Annotated in this window: 17 protein-coding genes and 1 tRNA gene; 4 read left to right on the top strand and 14 right to left on the bottom strand. The window is 57.8% G+C overall.

Annotated elements, in window-relative coordinates:
• Nucleotides 1-24: 24 nt before the first annotated feature.
• The 10 genes from ACR0J0_RS20045 to rpmH all read right to left on the bottom strand — a co-directional run bounded on the left by ACR0J0_RS20045 (nt 25) and on the right by rpmH (nt 8,786).
• Nucleotides 25-393 carry a DUF2946 domain-containing protein gene (locus ACR0J0_RS20045; protein WP_480665787.1) on the bottom strand — a complete coding sequence of 123 codons (369 nt, stop codon included), beginning with the start codon at nt 391-393 and terminating at the stop codon, nt 25-27.
• Nucleotides 390-1,043, bottom strand: a complete 654-nt coding sequence (gene yihA / locus ACR0J0_RS20040) for a ribosome biogenesis GTP-binding protein YihA/YsxC (RefSeq protein ID WP_480665786.1) — start codon at nt 1,041-1,043, stop codon at nt 390-392. The genes ACR0J0_RS20045 and yihA overlap by 4 nt, the downstream gene beginning before the upstream one ends.
• Nucleotides 1,040-1,777: an MOSC domain-containing protein gene (locus ACR0J0_RS20035; RefSeq protein WP_480665785.1), complete on the bottom strand. Its 738-nt coding sequence runs from the start codon at nt 1,775-1,777 to the stop codon at nt 1,040-1,042. The genes yihA and ACR0J0_RS20035 overlap by 4 nt, the downstream gene beginning before the upstream one ends.
• Complete coding sequence (gene yidC / locus ACR0J0_RS20030) at nt 1,774-3,603, bottom strand: membrane protein insertase YidC (RefSeq protein WP_480665784.1); 1,830 nt, start codon at nt 3,601-3,603, stop codon at nt 1,774-1,776. Before yidC ends, ACR0J0_RS20035 begins: the two co-directional genes overlap by 4 nt.
• Nucleotides 3,604-3,726: 123 nt before the next feature.
• A complete protein-coding gene (locus ACR0J0_RS20025; RefSeq protein ID WP_480665783.1) occupies nt 3,727-5,262 on the bottom strand; it encodes a putative bifunctional diguanylate cyclase/phosphodiesterase in 1,536 nt (511 codons plus the stop codon).
• Nucleotides 5,263-5,333: 71 nt separating this feature from the next.
• Nucleotides 5,334-6,227, bottom strand: a complete 894-nt coding sequence (ttcA, locus tag ACR0J0_RS20020; protein WP_480665782.1) for a tRNA 2-thiocytidine(32) synthetase TtcA — start codon at nt 6,225-6,227, stop codon at nt 5,334-5,336.
• A gap of 44 nt (nt 6,228-6,271) precedes the next feature.
• Nucleotides 6,272-7,888 carry an acyl-CoA dehydrogenase family protein gene (locus tag ACR0J0_RS20015; protein ID WP_480665781.1) on the bottom strand — a complete coding sequence of 539 codons (1,617 nt, stop codon included), beginning with the start codon at nt 7,886-7,888 and terminating at the stop codon, nt 6,272-6,274.
• Nucleotides 7,889-7,955: 67 nt separating this feature from the next.
• Nucleotides 7,956-8,204 (bottom strand): membrane protein insertion efficiency factor YidD, encoded by a 249-nt coding sequence (gene yidD, locus ACR0J0_RS20010; protein ID WP_480665780.1) that lies wholly within the window; start codon nt 8,202-8,204, stop codon nt 7,956-7,958.
• Nucleotides 8,201-8,626 carry a ribonuclease P protein component gene (gene rnpA / locus ACR0J0_RS20005; RefSeq protein WP_480665779.1) on the bottom strand — a complete coding sequence of 142 codons (426 nt, stop codon included), beginning with the start codon at nt 8,624-8,626 and terminating at the stop codon, nt 8,201-8,203. The genes yidD and rnpA overlap by 4 nt, the downstream gene beginning before the upstream one ends.
• Before the next feature lie 25 nt (nt 8,627-8,651).
• Nucleotides 8,652-8,786 carry a 50S ribosomal protein L34 gene (gene rpmH, locus ACR0J0_RS20000; RefSeq protein ID WP_005980833.1) on the bottom strand — a complete coding sequence of 45 codons (135 nt, stop codon included), beginning with the start codon at nt 8,784-8,786 and terminating at the stop codon, nt 8,652-8,654.
• Between the two features lie 295 nt (nt 8,787-9,081).
• Between rpmH and ACR0J0_RS19995 the strand changes: the two genes are divergently transcribed.
• The 4 genes from ACR0J0_RS19995 to ACR0J0_RS19980 all read left to right on the top strand — a co-directional run bounded on the left by ACR0J0_RS19995 (nt 9,082) and on the right by ACR0J0_RS19980 (nt 12,777).
• A complete protein-coding gene (locus tag ACR0J0_RS19995) occupies nt 9,082-9,813 on the top strand; it encodes a TVP38/TMEM64 family protein (protein WP_480665778.1) in 732 nt (243 codons plus the stop codon).
• A gap of 3 nt (nt 9,814-9,816) precedes the next feature.
• Nucleotides 9,817-11,235 (top strand): dihydrolipoyl dehydrogenase family protein, encoded by a 1,419-nt coding sequence (locus ACR0J0_RS19990; RefSeq protein WP_480665777.1) that lies wholly within the window; start codon nt 9,817-9,819, stop codon nt 11,233-11,235.
• 18 nt (nt 11,236-11,253) lie between these two features.
• Entirely contained in the window at nt 11,254-12,636 is a 1,383-nt protein-coding gene (locus ACR0J0_RS19985) for a sensor histidine kinase (protein ID WP_480665776.1), read from the top strand.
• A gap of 64 nt (nt 12,637-12,700) precedes the next feature.
• Nucleotides 12,701-12,777 (top strand) — tRNA-Arg (locus ACR0J0_RS19980).
• 197 nt (nt 12,778-12,974) lie between these two features.
• Here the strand turns inward: ACR0J0_RS19980 and ACR0J0_RS19975 are convergent.
• From ACR0J0_RS19975 to ACR0J0_RS19960, 4 genes are all read right to left on the bottom strand, one after another.
• Nucleotides 12,975-13,460 carry a hypothetical protein gene (locus tag ACR0J0_RS19975; protein ID WP_480665775.1) on the bottom strand — a complete coding sequence of 162 codons (486 nt, stop codon included), beginning with the start codon at nt 13,458-13,460 and terminating at the stop codon, nt 12,975-12,977.
• Between the two features lie 947 nt (nt 13,461-14,407).
• Nucleotides 14,408-15,037 (bottom strand): urease accessory protein UreG, encoded by a 630-nt coding sequence (ureG, locus tag ACR0J0_RS19970; RefSeq protein WP_480665774.1) that lies wholly within the window; start codon nt 15,035-15,037, stop codon nt 14,408-14,410.
• Entirely contained in the window at nt 15,034-15,705 is a 672-nt protein-coding gene (locus ACR0J0_RS19965) for an urease accessory protein UreF (RefSeq protein WP_480665773.1), read from the bottom strand. The genes ureG and ACR0J0_RS19965 overlap by 4 nt, the downstream gene beginning before the upstream one ends.
• Nucleotides 15,671-16,123, bottom strand: a complete 453-nt coding sequence (locus ACR0J0_RS19960; RefSeq protein ID WP_480665772.1) for an urease accessory protein UreE — start codon at nt 16,121-16,123, stop codon at nt 15,671-15,673. The genes ACR0J0_RS19965 and ACR0J0_RS19960 overlap by 35 nt, the downstream gene beginning before the upstream one ends.
• Nucleotides 16,124-16,141 lie beyond the last annotated feature (18 nt).

The raw sequence follows: 16,141 nt of genomic DNA, 5'->3' as shown, positions 1-16,141 counted from the left end.
AGGTTCAAACTTTGTTGAGGTGAATCAGGAGATAAGAGGTGGCCCGCGGGCGTCGTAGCGGGTGTAGAACCCGGCACTGCGGTGTGTGAAATCGCGATGTTCCCAGCGGGCCTGGATTGGCGCGGTGAATGGGACAACCACTTGGGTGGAAGGCAGCTCGATATCCGCTGTCATGCCCGCGAAGGGACACAAGACGCGCGAGTCGGTATCGTCGTGAACTGGACCGTCGGGGTTCAGATCGACCCATTGCTCGACCGTACCTTCCCCGGTGCACAGCACCAGCAGTACTTTTCCGTCATTCCCCATTGCAGGCATCCAGCCTTGCGGAATCGCGCTGGTCACCAAAAGCGCGAGCAACATGAATGCAGGGAAAATGCGGCTGATCAGGATCATTCCAGATGCGCGATGATTGAGCGGAGTGTTGGAATACCATCACCCTTTTCGGACGAGGTCAGAACGATTTCCGGAAAGGCTGCCGGGTGTTTCGACAGCGCGCCGCGCACTTGATCCAGCACTTTCTGGCGCTCATTGGCCTTGACCTTGTCAGCCTTGGTCATCACGCATTGGAACGTGACTGCGCTGGTGTCCAGCAGCTTCATGATCTCGGCATCAACCGGTTTCACACCATGGCGTGAGTCGATCAGAACAAAGGCGCGGCGCAATGTCTGCCGCCCACTCAGATATTGTTTCAGCAGCCGCTGCCATTTCTCCACGACCTTTACCGGGGCATTGGCGTAGCCATAGCCGGGCAGGTCCACGAGATAAAGCTCGGGGCCTTGTGTGAAAAAGTTGATCTCTTGCGTGCGGCCCGGAGTGTTCGACGCACGGGCCAACCCCTTGGTGCCGGTCAGCGCGTTGATCAGGCTGGATTTGCCCACATTGGATCGGCCTGCAAAGCAAACCTCAAGCCGATCAGGCGCTGGCAGGCCGTTCATGGCAACCACGCCTTTTACAAACTCGGACGGTCCTGCAAACAGCTTACGCCCGCGCTCCAGCGCGAACTCGTCCGGGTCTTCGACCAGTGGGAAGGGAAGAGTGCTCATAACAGGTGAACCTTATCGCCGACGGAGATTGTGCCACCACGAACCACTTCGGCATAGACGCCGAAATCCTGATGGCCCCAGCTGTTCAACGTGCCCAGTGTATCGGCATCACGAGCGCCGGTTTCGGGATTGGCCGTCGTTGCCAAGCAGCGGGTGATACGTTCACGCACGCGGAACACGGTCTCGCCAACCTGAACCTCTCGGTTGAGCCAATCGAATTCTTCCCACAGGGGAAGGCCATCGAACCAGATGTTGCCGCGCCAGCGATGGAACGACAGGTACTGGCCCAACTTTTGTTCAACGGCCCGATGCGACGCCAAGTTGCACAAGCTGATCGAAGGGAAATCGCTGTCGGTCATGCCCCGTCCGGGGACCCGAATGATCCGCGCCGATGCCGCGCGATCAGCGGGCATAAGCGGTTTGACCCAATCCAGAAACACCTGTTGATTTGTGTCGGGGTCAAAGCTGAGTTCCGGCAGATCCGGGTGCATCAGAGTCACTGTATCGCCGTTCAGCCGTGCCGAAATCGCCATCAACTGAGGTGCTTTCGCCCCTCGGCTGAAATTAGCACAAGGCACCCATTGTGACCCATCCGCGGCGGAGGCCTCATGCGCGACCGCCCAAACACGATCCCCGGGCAAGGTCTGCCCGGGGGTTGCTGTTACGGTCTGGACGGCTTCACGACCATGACTTTTGATCGGATGCCGCCAGATATGGGTCACTTTGGCATTCATTTGTCGTCCGTCTTGGGCGTACGCTTGAAGCCGGATTTGATGTTGCCGAACACGTCGGGCTTATAGCCTTGACTGCGCATGATCAGATACTGCTGCGTGAACGTGATCGTGTTGTTCGCGATCCAGTAGACGACCAGCCCGCTGGCAAAACTGCCCAGCATGAACATGAATACCCACGGCATCCAGGCAAAGATCATCGCTTGTGTCGGATCGGTTGGCGCCGGGTTCAGTTTCTGCTGCAGCCACATCGAGATACCCAGCAGCAGCGGCAGAATACCAATGAAGATCAGCGCCATCAGCGTGTCAGGCTGCGGACCGGCCCAAGGCAACAAGCCGAACAGGTTCATAATCGAGGTCGGGTCCGGCGCGCTGAGGTCCTGGAACGGGCCAAACCATGGGGCTTGACGCAGTTCGATCGTGACGAAGATCACTTTGTACAGCGAGAAGAAGATCGGGATCTGCAGCAGGATTGGCAGACAGCCTGCGGCCGGGTTCACCTTTTCCTTCTTGTACAGCTCCATCATGCCCTGCTGCATCTTCTGGCGGTCGTCGCCAGCAGCCTCTTTCAGGGCCTCCATCTGCGGTTGGAGTTCTTTCATCTTCGCCATCGAGACGTAGGATTTGAACGCCAGCGGGAACAGGATTGCCTTGATGATCAGGGTCAGGCCGATGATCGACCAACCCATGTTGCCGATCAGGGCATTGATGTTGTGCAGCAGCCAGAAGATCGGCTTGGTCAGGAAGTAGAACCAGCCCCAGTCGATGCTGTCGATGAACTTCTGCACGCCCTCTTGCTGATACTCGCGGATGGTCTCCCATTCCTTGGCACCGGCAAACAGTTGAGTGGTGACTTCCTCGGTTGCGCCCGGAGCAACAGTCAGCGTCGGCAGAACGGTTTCCGTCTGGTAGATCTTGCGGCGAGAGTCGTATTTTGCTGCGGCCTTGAAGGCAGACCCTTCTTCAGGGATCAGGGTGGTCATCCAGTAGTGATCAGTGAAGCCGATCCAACCGCCTTCTTTGATCTGAAAGACCTCGGCTTGCGCACGCTCATTCGGGTCGATGTCAAAATCGCGTACATCGCCATAGTCGATTTCGTCCAGAACGCCGTCAGCCATGACCATCACGCCTTCATGCAGGATGAAGAAGTTCTTCAGATCAGGCAGTTCGCCGTCTTCACCCATACCATGGCGGGCAAGGATGCCGTAAGGGGCCATGCCGACCTCGGACTGGGTGTTGTTCTGAACCGACTGGGTAACGGTGAACATAAAGTCTGCGTCAACCGAGATCGTGCGGCGAAAGGTCAGACCCTTTTCGTTATCCCATTTCAGGGTAACCGGAGTATCGACGCTCAGTGCATCACCGTTTTCGACGGTCCACAGCGTGTTCGGGCCGGGGACGTCAGCCCCTGCCACACCCGCGCCCGGGGCCCATCCGTATAGGGCGTAGTATGCCGAGTCCGAGCCCACGGGCGACAGCAGCTCGACAATGGGTGCGCCTTCTTCGATCGAAACTTTGTAGTCCTTCAGAAACAGCTCATCGATGCGGCCGCCGGACAGGGACAGGCTGCCCTTCAGACGCGGCGTGTCGATTTCGATCCGAGGTGCCTCAGCATCGGGCTCGACTTCGGTCGCGTCTGCCGTCGCTTCGCCGACAGTGCCGGTGCTGGTGGCGCTGGGGGTCTGAACGTCTGTACCCTCTGTTGCGCTGATCTCGGTCGTTTCTGGCGACGTGGTCTGCTCGGGCGGTGGGAACAGCACGAACCAAACCAGGATCACGAGAAAGCTGAGCGCGGTTGCGAGGATGAGATTCTTGTTCTGATCGTCCATCTGGGACAGCCACCTTGAGCAGTGAAAGACACCCGCTGGGTTCAACAGAGTGCAAGCCCAAAGGTCAAGCGGAATCGCCCCTTATTTCCTCACGGATCGCGGTTCTGTGGCGTTAATTCGCGGTTATGGCCGCGCCTGGCGCCCGATTTGCGGCATTCCGTTGATCTTGTTTTGATGCGCCAGCATCCAGTCGATGGTCTTTTCAAAAGGCATCGGCTTCCCAATTCCAAAGCCCTGAACATGATCGCAGCCCAACTGAGCCATCAGTGCATGTTCGCCGGGGGTTTCAACGCCTTCGGCCAAAGTCTCGACATTCAGCCGTTCCGCCATGGTCAAAATTGCGGCAACCAACTGTTGCTGGCTGGCATCGCGATCAGCCTTGCCAACAAAGGACCGGTCGATTTTGATGCGCGAGACGTCAAAGCGTTTGATCGAGGCAATGGACGCATGACCGGTGCCAAAATCATCCAGATCAATGCAGCAGCCCAGATTGGACATGCTGGTTACATTGCGGGTGATCACGTCATCCGGACGTCTGGAAAATACGGTTTCAAGAATCTCGGCGGCCAGTCTGTCGGGGGTGAGGTCATTCTGATCAAGTTCCCATTTCAGACGCTCGATCAGCGCCGGATCGCGCAGTTCGTCTGATGAGAAATTTACTCCGATCCGAGGCACGATCACTCCGGCGCGGTCCCACTCTCGCATGGCGGCAAAGGCGTGATGCCGCATCACCTGACCCAGCCGTTCCATCAGGTCGGCCTGTTCGGCAAAAGGCAGAAAAACCTGCGGGCCCAACACGCCCTTTTGGGGATGTTCCCAGCGGGCCAGAGCCTCGAACCCTGTCACATGCCCGGTATCCGTAGAAATTTGTGGTTGAAACCATGGACAAATCTCACCGCTGTCCAGGGCCGCAATAAACTCATTGCGCAGATTGGCGCGAATGCGGGCCCGCCGTTGTGTTTCCGAAGAATAGGCGCGGATGGTCGAAGGGCCGTTTCTTTGTGCTTCGTCCAAAGCCGCGCTTGCGGCGTCGATCCACTCGGCAAAGGCGGCATCAGGGAGTGAGGATTGAAGACAAAACCCGATCGAGCAGGACATGTATACGCTGGTGCCATTCAAAGTAATCGGCTCTTCGACAGCTGCCTGAAGTCGGCCCGACATCTGAATACAGGCTTCAAGGTCCAGATTCTGCGACCCACGCAAACCGATGGAGATCTTGCTTTGATCCAAGCCCGTGGCAATGTCCTGGGAACGGATGACGGAGAGAACGCGAGCACGGAACTGGTCCGCCATCAGGTTGCCAGCGGTATTGCCGTGGAGATCCAGAAAATCAGGAAACCCGTCCAGTTCCACAACCATGCAGGCGGCTTCGTGACCAGTGCGCCGATTGTCCTGGAAAACGGCTTCCATCTCGGCAGCGAAAACATCGATCGGCAACAGTCCGCTTTGGCGTTTTGACCGGTCATCGACTTTGTTCGCGACTGAGACCGCCACCGCAAACACCAGCGGAAGCGCCAGCGCGACGATGACTAGCGCGCGTTCTCCGCCAATCCAATATGCGGCGAGGCTGATCGCCGGTGCAAAGGCTAGCGCTGGAGGCCCGCTTAGCGCCGTGGCGAGAAAGTCTAGAATTCTGTTGACTGAGATATGTTTCCACATCGGTTATCCGGGCCTCTACCTTGAGCATCGCTCGCTCAGGTCGACCCTAGAAAACCAATCTGAGTCACTCGTTAACGCAACTGCGGAATTTCGTCAGAATTTTCGTCTTTTTTGCCCGGACTCAGCGCAAGGTTCTGAAAATCAAACAGTTTCGGGTCCAGAAGATGCGAAGGACGCGCGTTTGTCAGCGCCCGGAACATCACCTGGCGACGTCCGGGGCTGTTCTTTTCCCACTGGTCGAGAATCTGTTTCACCTGCTGGCGCTGCAGGCCGTCCTGGCTGCCGCACAGGTCGCAGGGGATGATGGGATAGTTCATCGAGATGGCGAATTTCTCGCAATCGGCCTCGGCCACATGGGCGAGGGGACGGAAGACGAACAGATCGCCTTCTTCGTTCACCAGTTTTGGAGGCATGGTAGCCAAACGCCCACCGTGGAACAGGTTCATGAAGAATGTCTCAAGGATATCGTCGCGGTGATGGCCCAGTACGACGGCACTGCAGCCTTCTTCGCGGGCAATGCGGTACAAGTTGCCACGCCGCAGTCGCGAGCACAGAGCGCAATAAGTGCGGCCCTGCGGAACCTTGTCCATCACAACGGAATAGGTGTCCTGATACTCAATCCGATGGGGGACGCCCATTCGTTCCAGGAACTCGGGCAGGACGGTCGCCGGAAAACCAGGCTGACCCTGATCCAGATTGCAGGCCAGAAGATCGACTGGCAGCAGCCCGCGCCATTTCAGCTCATAAAGGACCGCCAGCAGGGTATAGCTGTCCTTGCCGCCGGACAGGCAGACCAGCCAACGTGGCGGTTTGCCATCCTTGTCATGGGCGGCCGGGTCCACCATCCCGTACTGCTCGATGGCCTCACGGGTCTGGCGCACGATGCGCTTGCGCAGCTTTTTGAACTCGGTGGTCGAGGGCGCGCCGGCAAAGAGCGGGTGGATATCGTCAGCTTCGTCAAACATGCGCAGCCCCTACAGCAGTTGTGGCAACCGGGCAAGTGGGCGGGTCATCCCAGACGCCCCAGCAGGGCTTCCGTGTCCAGTCCTGTGACCGATCCCGGGATGCGACCGCTTTCACCTGACAGACGCGCGGCAATAAAGCCGTCGGCAACCTCGCTCGGAGCGTGGCGCAGTAGCTGCGATGCGGTCAGCAACAGGGCCGCGTTCTCAGCGAACCAACGCGCTTCGCTCTCTGGCGGAATTTCCGGCCAGCGACCACGATGCGCCTTCAGAGCTTCGTCGTAACCTCTGTCGGTGCCTGCTGCGGCGTCCAGCTCGGCCTGCAGAACGTCGGCAGCCAACGGATCGCGGGTGAGGGTGCGCAGAATGTCGAGGCAGATCACATTGCCCGACCCTTCCCAAATGCTGTTTAGGGGCGCTTCGCGATAGATCAGGGGCAGGGGGGTGTCTTCGACGTAGCCCATGCCGCCCAGAACCTCCATCGCTTCGACCACGACGACGGGGCAGCGTTTGTTGTTCAGGAACTTGGCCAGTGCGACGCCGATGCGGGCAAAGGCTTTGTCCTCGGGCGACTGGCCGTCGAACGCCCGTGCGACACGCATACCCAACGTCATCGCGCCTTCCCAGTCCAGCACAAGATCAGCCAGCACGGCGCGCATCAGGGGTTGGTCGATTAACCTGCGCTGAAAGGCGTTGCGGTGCGACACCCAGTGATGCGCCTCGGCGAGTGCGGCGCGCATCAGGCCGGCCGGCGCCACGGCCGTATCCAGCCGCGTGTGGTGCACCATCTCGATGATCGTCCGAACGCCCGCCCCTTCTTCGCCTAGCTGATAGGCGAGTGCGTCGTGGTATTCGATCTCGGACGAGGCGTTGGATTTGTTGCCCAGCTTGTCCTTCAACCGCATCAGGTGGATCGCGTTGCGCTCACCATCAAGCCAGCGGGGCACGAGGAAACATGTCAGGCCGCCCGGCGCTTGCGCCAGTGTCAGGAACCCGTCTGACATTGGGGCGGAACAGAACCATTTATGCCCGCGCAATCGCCAGTGCTCGCCATCGCGGATCGCGACGGTCGTATTGGCGCGCACGTCCGAGCCACCCTGTTTCTCGGTCATCGCCATGCCTAGCGTAGCGCTGGCCTTCTGCTTGATCGGCTTCATCGACGGATCATAGCTGCGTGCCATGAGCTTTGGCCGCCAGACCGACGCGACCTGCTCATTGGCCGCAAGGGCCGGAATTGCCGCATAGGTCATGGTCATCGGGCAGCAGTGCCCGGGTTCGACCTGGCTGGCCAAATACACCATCGCTGCATGCGTGGCGTGGCCTCCGGGCTGCCCGTCCCAGGCCAATGACGGGTAGCCGGCGGATTGACTGGTCTGCATCATCTGGTGATAGGCGGGGTGAAACCGAACCTCGTCCAGACGTCTGCCGCCCTGATCGAACAGTCGTAGTTCCGGGGGGTGCCGATTGGCCTCGCGCCCCAGTTCGCGGGTCTCTGCACGCCCAAGCGTTTCTCCATAAGCCTCTAATGGAGCGGAACGCCCGCCTGCAAAATGCACGGTGTTTCGCAGCACGGGATCAGACGTCCAGAGGTTGGAGTCGCCACGCAATGGCGGCTGATTCAGAACATCATGTGTAGGCAGTGAGTGGCGGGCTTGGGATGTCATCTGGACCTCAGGTAGTACGGGTCCAAGTGTTTAGCGGTGCTCGGAACGGGTCAAGTCTGACGGAAGGTCACGAACAGCCGCCGCCGTCGTCTTTGCGATCCGGAACAGGATCATACCCGTCGCCGCCCCAGGGATGGCAACGGCCAATCCGCCGTGCCGCCAGCCAGCTTCCCCTGATCGCACCGTGCTTTTCCAAGGCTTCCAGCGCATAGGCCGAGCAGGTCGGTTGATACCGGCAATTGAAACCGACCCAGGGGCTGAACACCAGCCGATAGACCCGGACGGGCAGGGCGACGATATGTGAGAACAGGGTCATTTCCGAGCGGTGTGCACTTTGCGCAGCGCATAACGCAGATCGTCCAGAAGCGCCTCATAGGGCCGTTTGGCTGTGGTTTCGGCCCGGCCGATCAAGACGTAATCCCACCCGTCTTGGCCGCTGATGGGCAGAACAGCCCGCGCGGCCTCGCGCAGCCGACGCTTGGCGCGGTTGCGGGCAACTGCATTGCCGACCTTTTTGGAGCAGGTGAAGCCCACCCGAATCCCAATTGCCTCGTCAGGTGCGCGTTTGCGGGCCTGCACCATCATCGAAGATGTGCCCTGCCTGCGCGCGCGCGCGGCTTTCAGGAAGTCGGATCGCTTCTTGAGAACGGTCAGAGTATCAGGCGCGCAAACGGACGCCGCCGGGGGCGTATCCCCGGGCTGGTTCTTACCATCCACAGGGGCCTCCGGCGGCGTCATGTTCATAACCTGATCGGTGAGCGGTTTACGCGCTCAGCGACTTGCGGCCACGTGCGCGGCGCGCGTTCAGGATCTTGCGGCCGGCCTTGGTGGCCATGCGCGCGCGGAAACCGTGGCGGCGTTTGCGAACCAGGTTCGAAGGCTGATAGGTGCGTTTCATCGCTCCGTCTCCAATCTATGCGGTCGGGTGCGGCGCGGATTCGCCTGCCCGTGGTGTTCGAAGCCCGTCCTCTACTGGGTAGCGGGGGGTAAGTCAAACCCCTAGGTGGGGTTTTCGCGCCTTTTGCAACAATTCTGTAACCGCAGCGCACAAAAGGTTTCAAAATGCCCGGTTTACGGTCCCAAACCCTCACATTCCCAGCCAAAAACATCAAGGCAGCGTGAGGCCCCTGTTTCTGGCGCTGCTTGCGGCGCATGTTATTCGCACAATGAAACGCACAAAACCGGACAGCCTCATGAGCGACACAACTCAGGCCCCACGCAGCGGGCTTGCGCGACATATACCATTGCTGGTGATTCTCGCCGTGGCGGCGGTCGGGTTTTTCACACTGGGCGATTACCTGACCTTTGAGACGCTGCGCGACAATCGCGAGGCGCTGTTGGCCTGGCGTGATGCCAATTACTGGGCCATGGCCGGTGCTTTTGTGGCGATCTACATTATCATCGTGGCGTTTTCACTGCCGGGTGCTGCGGTAGCCTCAATGACCGGAGGCTTTTTGTTTGGCCTGTTCGCCGGAACGGTCTTCAACGTGTTCGCGGCTACAATCGGTGCATCGGCGATCTTTCTGGCCGCGCGTTGGGGGCTGGGCGAATCTCTGACTGCCCGGCTTGAGGCTTCGGAAGGGGCTGTGAAAAAACTGAAGGATGGCCTGCGCGAGAATGAAATCTCGGTGCTGTTCCTGCTGCGTCTTGTTCCCGTCGTGCCGTTTTTTGTCGCCAATCTGGTGCCTGCGCTGGTCGGTGTGAAGTTCCGCAATTTCCTGATCACCACAGCTCTGGGTATCATTCCCGGAGGTATCGTCTACACTTGGATCGGCGTCGGGCTGGGCGGCGTGTTCGACAGGGGTGAATCACCAGACGTATCGCTTCTGTGGGAGCCCTTTGTGATCGGCCCCATCATTGGATTGTGTGTCCTGGCCGCTTTGCCGATCGTCATAAAATCCATTCGTGGCCGAAAGGACGCCTGATTCATGCAAGAACTGAAGACCGATATCCTGGTGATCGGTGCCGGGTCGGGTGGGTTGTCGGTGGCCGCAGGTGCAAGCCAGATGGGGGCAAATGTCATCCTGCTGGAAGGACACAAGATGGGCGGCGACTGCCTGAATTTCGGCTGCGTGCCGTCCAAAGCCCTGATTGCCAGTGGCAAGGCAGCTTATGGGCAGGCGCATTCAAAAGCGCTGGGCGTGGCTGACGTGGTGCCTCAGGTCGACTACGCGGCCGCCAAGGACCATGTGCATGATGTGATCGCGCAGATTGAACCAATGGACAGTCAGGAGAGGTTCGAAGGCTTCGGCGTCAAAGTGATCCGGGAATACGGCAGTTTTGTCTCTCAGACCCAGGTGCAGGCGGGTGACAACCTGATCGCCGCCCGGCGCGTTGTGATCGCAACAGGCTCTTCCCCGTTGGTGCCGCCGATTCCCGGTTTGGATCAGGTGACGTTTTACACCAACGAGACCATCTTTGACCTGCGCGACAAACCCGAGCATCTGTTGATCATTGGCGGAGGTCCCATCGGCATGGAAATGGCGCAGGCTCATATCCGGCTGGGTAGCAAAGTGACCGTGATCGAGGGGCTGACGGCGCTGGGCAAAGATGATCCCGAAGCGGCCGAGATTGTCTTGGAGACTCTGCGCGCCGAAGGTGTGGCGATTCACGAACAGGCGATGGTCGCGCAGATCAGGCACAATAACGGTGCAATTGAGGTTGTGACCGAGAACGGAGACATCTTCTCGGGCTCTCACCTGCTTTTGGCTGCAGGACGCAAGGCGAATTCCGACCGCCTGAACCTTGAGGCCGCCGGGATCGAGCCGACCCGCACCGGGATCAAAGTGGATGACACGCTGCGCACCACGAACAGAAAGGTTTACGCCATTGGCGACGTTTCCGGTGGGCTGCAATTCACCCATGTCGCGGGGTATCACGCTGGGATCATCATTCGCTCGGCCCTGTTTGGACTGCCGTCGAAAGCGAAGACAACGCATATCCCTTGGGCAACCTACACGGATCCCGAACTGGCACAGGTCGGCCTGACCGAAGCACAGGCACGCGCCCAACATGGCGACAGGTTCGAAATCGCGCGGTTTGACTACCACCACAACGACCGCGCGATCACTGAGCGTAAGACGAAAGGTTTTATCAAGGTCATGGTTGTAAAAGGTCGCCCCGTGGGTGCTACAATCGTGGGTCACCAGGCAGGCGAATTGATCAACTTGTGGTCGCTGGCATTGGCCAATAACCTGAAGATGGGCCAGATCGCCGCGATGGTTTCACCCTATCCAACGATCGGAGAGCTTAACAAACGGGTGGCGGGAGCCTATTTCTCGCCAAGGCTGTTTGAGAATCAGACGGTTAAACGAGTGGTCAGGTTCGTCCAGCGCTGGATCCCCTGACCGGGAAAGGAGCGCCATTTGAACTCGCTGTCGGGCCGTTTTCTGATCCTGACGACGGTCTTCGTGATGTTGGCCGAGGTCCTGATCTTTGTCCCTTCGATCGCGCGGTTTCGAGAGGATTTCCTGCTGAACCGGCTTGAGCGCGCTCAGATCGCCTCGCTGGCTTTATTGGCAGACGACATGCTGGCCGAAGAGCTTGAGGCTGAGTTGCTGGCTAACGCGGGCGTCTATAACGTTGTGCTTCGGCGCGATGAGGTCCGGCAGCTTATGCTGTCGTCACCCATTCCCGAGCAGATCACCAAGACATATGACCTGCGCGATGCCGGGCCGTGGATATTGATCCGGGACGCCCTGACGCGCCTGTTCACACCGGAAAACGAGGTTATTCGTGTGATAGGTGAGCCGGTCAAAGGCGCTGGGCTGCTGATCGAAGTCACTATGGACAGCATGCCTTTGCGCATGGCGATGACCGATTATGGCCTTCGCATTCTTGGCCTGTCTTTCGTTATCTCGATCATCACTGCATTCTTTCTGTTCCTGGCCGTGCGTGTCGTTCTGGTCAAACCGATCAAGAGCGTCGTTGGTTACATGCAGCGCTATGCGGGGGCCCCGGAGGATGCGCGGGGAATTATTTCCCCCAATTCCAAAGTGACCGAGCTGCGAGAAGCCGAGGAGGCACTGCAGCAGTTGCAGACTGAGTTGACGCAAGCCCTGAAGCAGCGCGAACGTTTGGCTCAGTTAGGTGGCGCCGTGGCAAAGGTCAGCCATGACCTAAGGAATATTCTGACTTCGGCTCAGCTTTTTACCGACCGGATCGAGGCCAGCGATGACCCGCTGGTGCGCCGCATGGCTCCGAAGCTGGTGAATTCGATTACGCGGGCTGTGTCCTTGTGCGAAAGCACGCTGGCCTTTGGACGCGCCGAAGAGCCCGCCCCGACCCTAACCATGGTACGTTTGCGGGATGTGGCCGAGGACGTTGTGGCCAGTGAAATGCTCGCCGTTGCGGATGCCTGTGTCGAGATCGTCAACGAAGTGCCGGAGGACCTGGTTGCCCGTGCCGATCCCGAGCAGATTTTCCGCGTCATAATGAACCTCGTGCGCAACGCGCGTCAGGCGCTGGTGGCGTCCGGTAAGCCTGGCAAGATCACAATTGCCGGCTGCGTACACGAAAACGACTGGTGCATCGAGATCAAGGACAATGGCCCGGGCCTGCCGCCCAAAGCGCGTGAAAACTTGTTTACGCCGTTTCAGGGTGGCGTACGAAAAGGTGGCTCTGGCCTTGGGCTTGCAATCGCGCAAGAACTTGTGCGCGGACACGGCGGAGATCTGGTTTTGGCCGAGACAGGACCACAAGGGACGACCTTCGAAATCAGGCTTCCGCAGGGCGACGTGACTTTTTGAAAAATTTTTCAAGAATCGACTTGCACGTCCCGGAACCTGGGTCTACATAGCGCCTCACCAACGCGGACCGATAGCTCAGCTGGATAGAGTACTTGACTACGAATCAAGGGGTCGGGGGTTCGAATCCTCCTCGGTCCGCCACTTCCCCCTTGTTGAACGTCACACGAACCTGACCCAACCGTCACAGTTGCACCAGAAACGGGGTGAACGTTCGACATCGGAAGGCACCCCGATTTTGGACATCATTTGATTTTGACCTTTACGTCATCAACTAAAACGCCGCCCGCATTTTGTACTCCCGCAGACAGTTTGGTTTGATCTGACTTCCCTTTCGGAAATCAGGGCTGATTTGCAGACCAGACGGTGAAGCCGCCTGTTCCTACGGATCTGCCTCGTGGCGATCGCGGGAGGGGGAGGGCCGCGCCCTCACCCTGTCGGTGAAGGGCGTTTGGCTTGTCCAAAACCCGCTGGCTCAAAAATGGAAAACGGTGTGGAAGAAAGCCTGCCGCCATTTGCGATTGTGCCATTCTGTCGAACTGCAATAAGTAGACCACCTTCCGGACATTCGATGTGGTCGCAAATCCTTTTGCACTTAACGGCAGCTTCTCGCGGAGTGGCATTTCACAGATGCTCCAGGCCCGCCGCGGGTCTGGCCAAAGCTCGTCGAACAGTTTCTCGGTCATTACGACATGTGTCACCCGCCCTGCGTGGCGCAGGAATGTCGGACCCTCATCCGCTTGTTTCATCAAGCTAATGGTATTGTATTGAAGCATTTCGATATCGAAGCGTTTGCCTTGAATCGGAGGAAGATCTAAAAGTTTCATGTGTTTTCCTTTCATACGCGCATTTCAAAGGTCACGGAAACGTCCGTGTGGAATGCGGATAATTGGAAAGCGCTCAGATCATGGCGTCAGCTAACACATCGCCATGTAGCTGTCACCATCGTTGCAGAAATCTGGAAACATGCCGTTCGATGCCGTTCGATACCGGTTGATGAGATCATCGCGACGCGGACTAAACGGACAACCGACGAATAAACCAAACGAGCCGCTTTGCCTTGAATAACTGTCGCAGGGATATCACAGTCATATGATGAAGCTTTTGATGCACCGATATCGTCTAGTTCGTCTCAGCATCGAAAATTCACGGATTTGGGAATTTGCCACAAAGACCAACTTAAGACTTGTAATCAGTTCATTGGTTGTCTTCACGGCTGCAATGCTCACGATGCTTGTCTCTGTCTTTCTCTTCACTTGGAGCAAGGTTCTCGGTTTATTGGCCTGCGCCGCATTTGTAGCGCTATTGTTAGTCGTCAACATTTTGGCAGATGAAGGTCGTCGGCGGGAAAAGGGGCGCTAGGGGCTCGAAACAGACGTTCTCCGCGCGCAGGATCAATGACTGCTGTCCGACAGATTGAAGTGATGGTTCGTTTTGTCCGCAGAGGAGCTCACCACTCAGCCAGAGATCGCTTCACATAACACCCGTACTGCGATGTTCCTGGTTTGTTATGGCGCCGCCAGTCATCCAATGGTTGCGAAAACCTGCCATTTTATGCGCTTTTTACTGATAACTGGGATACGCAACACGTGGGTCAAGGTAAGGGTTTTGCTCACCATTTTTTTGTCAAAAATGCCGTGTTGAATTTCGTTAGCAGTTAGCCTGCAAACGAAAACAAAATGTTACCTCCAGACAAATGCCAAAATGATGATCGTGCTTTCGGTTTGTCCAATCGGCTTTGAGCATCGATAACTTGGCCTCTTCGTTTCGGGGGCTAACTTGCTTTTGAAACCTCTAAACCTCCCCCTTTCACAAGCAGATCCACAATAGCGTCGACCCCGCTTCTGTGACGAAGTGACGAAAACAGAAAGGGCCGTCCTTTACGCATCATTTTCGCATCACGTTCCATAACCTGCAGCGAAGCGCCAACATGCGGCGCAAGGTCGGTCTTGTTGATTATGAGGATGTCCGATTTCGTAATTGCCGGCCCGCCTTTCCTGGGAATCTCCTCGCCTGCGGCGACATCGATCACGTAGATGGTCAGATCCGCCAGTTCCGGGCTGAATGTGGCCGATAGATTGTCGCCTCCGCTTTCAATCAAAACAACGTCGAGATCCGGATGGCGTGTCTGCATCTCGGCGACGGCGGCCAAATTGATCGAGGCGTCTTCGCGAATTGCTGTATGCGGGCAACCGCCGGTTTCGACGCCGATGATCCTGTCCTGCGGCAGGACCTGCATACGCATCAGCGCTTCGGCATCCTCCTGCGTATAAATGTCGTTGGTAATAACACCCACCGAGCAGACATCGCGCAGCGCTTCAGACAAGGCAGCGGTTAAAGTGGTTTTTCCAGCGCCTACCGGGCCTCCAATACCTACGCGAAGCGGGCCGTTCATACTCGTCATGTGCGGAATATCCTCGAATATTGTGTTTCGTGTTTCATGGACGCAATGTCCGCCAAAAATGCCGTTGAACTCAGCTGATGCAAATCAGCTTCTTGGGCACTCAGGGCAATCCGCTCGCACAATGGCGTTAGAGTATGGATCAGCCTTTGCGCGTCAGTCTGTCCCAGTGGTACAAGGCGCGTCGCACATGCGACAAGGTTGCTTGCGAACGCCTGCAGAAACATCTTGGTCGTCAGCAGCGAGGGAAGGTTTTGTTGTCTTGCGGCCTGTCCAATCGAGACGGGGTAGGTGAACTGTCCAAGGTCCAAATTCCAGACGCCATTGGTAACATTTCCGAATGCCTGACCCAGTAGCTCGGTTTCCATGAGCCTTTCGGATGACCCGCAAAAGGCCCGCGCCATGACATCGACGTTGATCAGTTCATCTTTGTTCTGCGCATTAAAGGCCGCCACGGCGAACACAGCATCATTCCACCCAGAGCCATGTTCCAGCACATCTGAAATCCAAGCTTCGGTATCTTGTGAACTCGTGACAGCTCCCACGTCAATTGCGGCCTCCAACCCGTGAGAATACGCGTACCCCCCCACAGGATATGCAGGGGACAACCATTGGGTCAGCGTCAGGATATCGGCGTCAGTGGGTATGACCATGGGTCCTGCCGTGGCCATAGGCCCCGCCTTCGGGTGTGAACGGCTCGTGCACCTCTCGCACGGTGGCGCCAATTTTGAGAAGCATGTCTCGGATAACGTGATCGACCTGGATCAACAGGCGATCCTTTTCGATCTGGCAAGGCGTGTGGCGATTGCCGATATGCCATGCGATGCGCGTCAGGTCCGGGGCAGTTACCGCCAGCAGAGGTTCGGCTGCAGCTTGTATTTCTACTTCGCGGCCGTCATCCAGAACCAAAGCGCCACCGTGGTTCAACGACGTCGTTTGCGCCAGATCGACAAGAATCTGTTCGCCACTTTCGCATGTCAAAACCTTGCGGCGCAAAAACCGGTCTTCATAGGTCAGCGACAGGGCGTCCGCAGGCTCGCCGTGTAGATGATCAGAATACTGCCGTGCTGTACAAAGGAGGATGGTCATGCCAGCGCCCCCTCTTTG

It is taken from the genome of Ruegeria sp. BF12, from assembly GCF_056538705.1.
The sequence above is the reverse complement of the archived record's forward strand: the minus strand, read 5'-3'. Positions and strand labels throughout refer to the sequence as shown.

Coding starts and splice junctions, on each gene's coding strand:
- rpmH (WP_005980833.1), bottom strand. CDS start 8,786: ATGAAACGCACCTATCAGCCTTCGAACCTGGTTCGCAAACGCCGCCAC.
- ureG (WP_480665774.1), bottom strand. CDS start 15,037: ATGACGAGTATGAACGGCCCGCTTCGCGTAGGTATTGGAGGCCCGGTA.
- yidC (WP_480665784.1), bottom strand. CDS start 3,603: ATGGACGATCAGAACAAGAATCTCATCCTCGCAACCGCGCTCAGCTTT.
- ACR0J0_RS20035 (WP_480665785.1), bottom strand. CDS start 1,777: ATGAATGCCAAAGTGACCCATATCTGGCGGCATCCGATCAAAAGTCAT.
- ttcA (WP_480665782.1), bottom strand. CDS start 6,227: ATGTTTGACGAAGCTGACGATATCCACCCGCTCTTTGCCGGCGCGCCC.
- rnpA (WP_480665779.1), bottom strand. CDS start 8,626: ATGACGCCGCCGGAGGCCCCTGTGGATGGTAAGAACCAGCCCGGGGAT.
- yidD (WP_480665780.1), bottom strand. CDS start 8,204: ATGACCCTGTTCTCACATATCGTCGCCCTGCCCGTCCGGGTCTATCGG.
- ACR0J0_RS19965 (WP_480665773.1), bottom strand. CDS start 15,705: ATGGCCACGGCAGGACCCATGGTCATACCCACTGACGCCGATATCCTG.
- ACR0J0_RS19960 (WP_480665772.1), bottom strand. CDS start 16,123: ATGACCATCCTCCTTTGTACAGCACGGCAGTATTCTGATCATCTACAC.
- ACR0J0_RS20025 (WP_480665783.1), bottom strand. CDS start 5,262: ATGTGGAAACATATCTCAGTCAACAGAATTCTAGACTTTCTCGCCACG.
- ACR0J0_RS20015 (WP_480665781.1), bottom strand. CDS start 7,888: ATGACATCCCAAGCCCGCCACTCACTGCCTACACATGATGTTCTGAAT.
- yihA (WP_480665786.1), bottom strand. CDS start 1,043: ATGAGCACTCTTCCCTTCCCACTGGTCGAAGACCCGGACGAGTTCGCG.
- ACR0J0_RS19975 (WP_480665775.1), bottom strand. CDS start 13,460: ATGAAACTTTTAGATCTTCCTCCGATTCAAGGCAAACGCTTCGATATC.
- ACR0J0_RS19990 (WP_480665777.1), top strand. CDS start 9,817: ATGCAAGAACTGAAGACCGATATCCTGGTGATCGGTGCCGGGTCGGGT.
- ACR0J0_RS19995 (WP_480665778.1), top strand. CDS start 9,082: ATGAGCGACACAACTCAGGCCCCACGCAGCGGGCTTGCGCGACATATA.
- ACR0J0_RS20045 (WP_480665787.1), bottom strand. CDS start 393: ATGATCCTGATCAGCCGCATTTTCCCTGCATTCATGTTGCTCGCGCTT.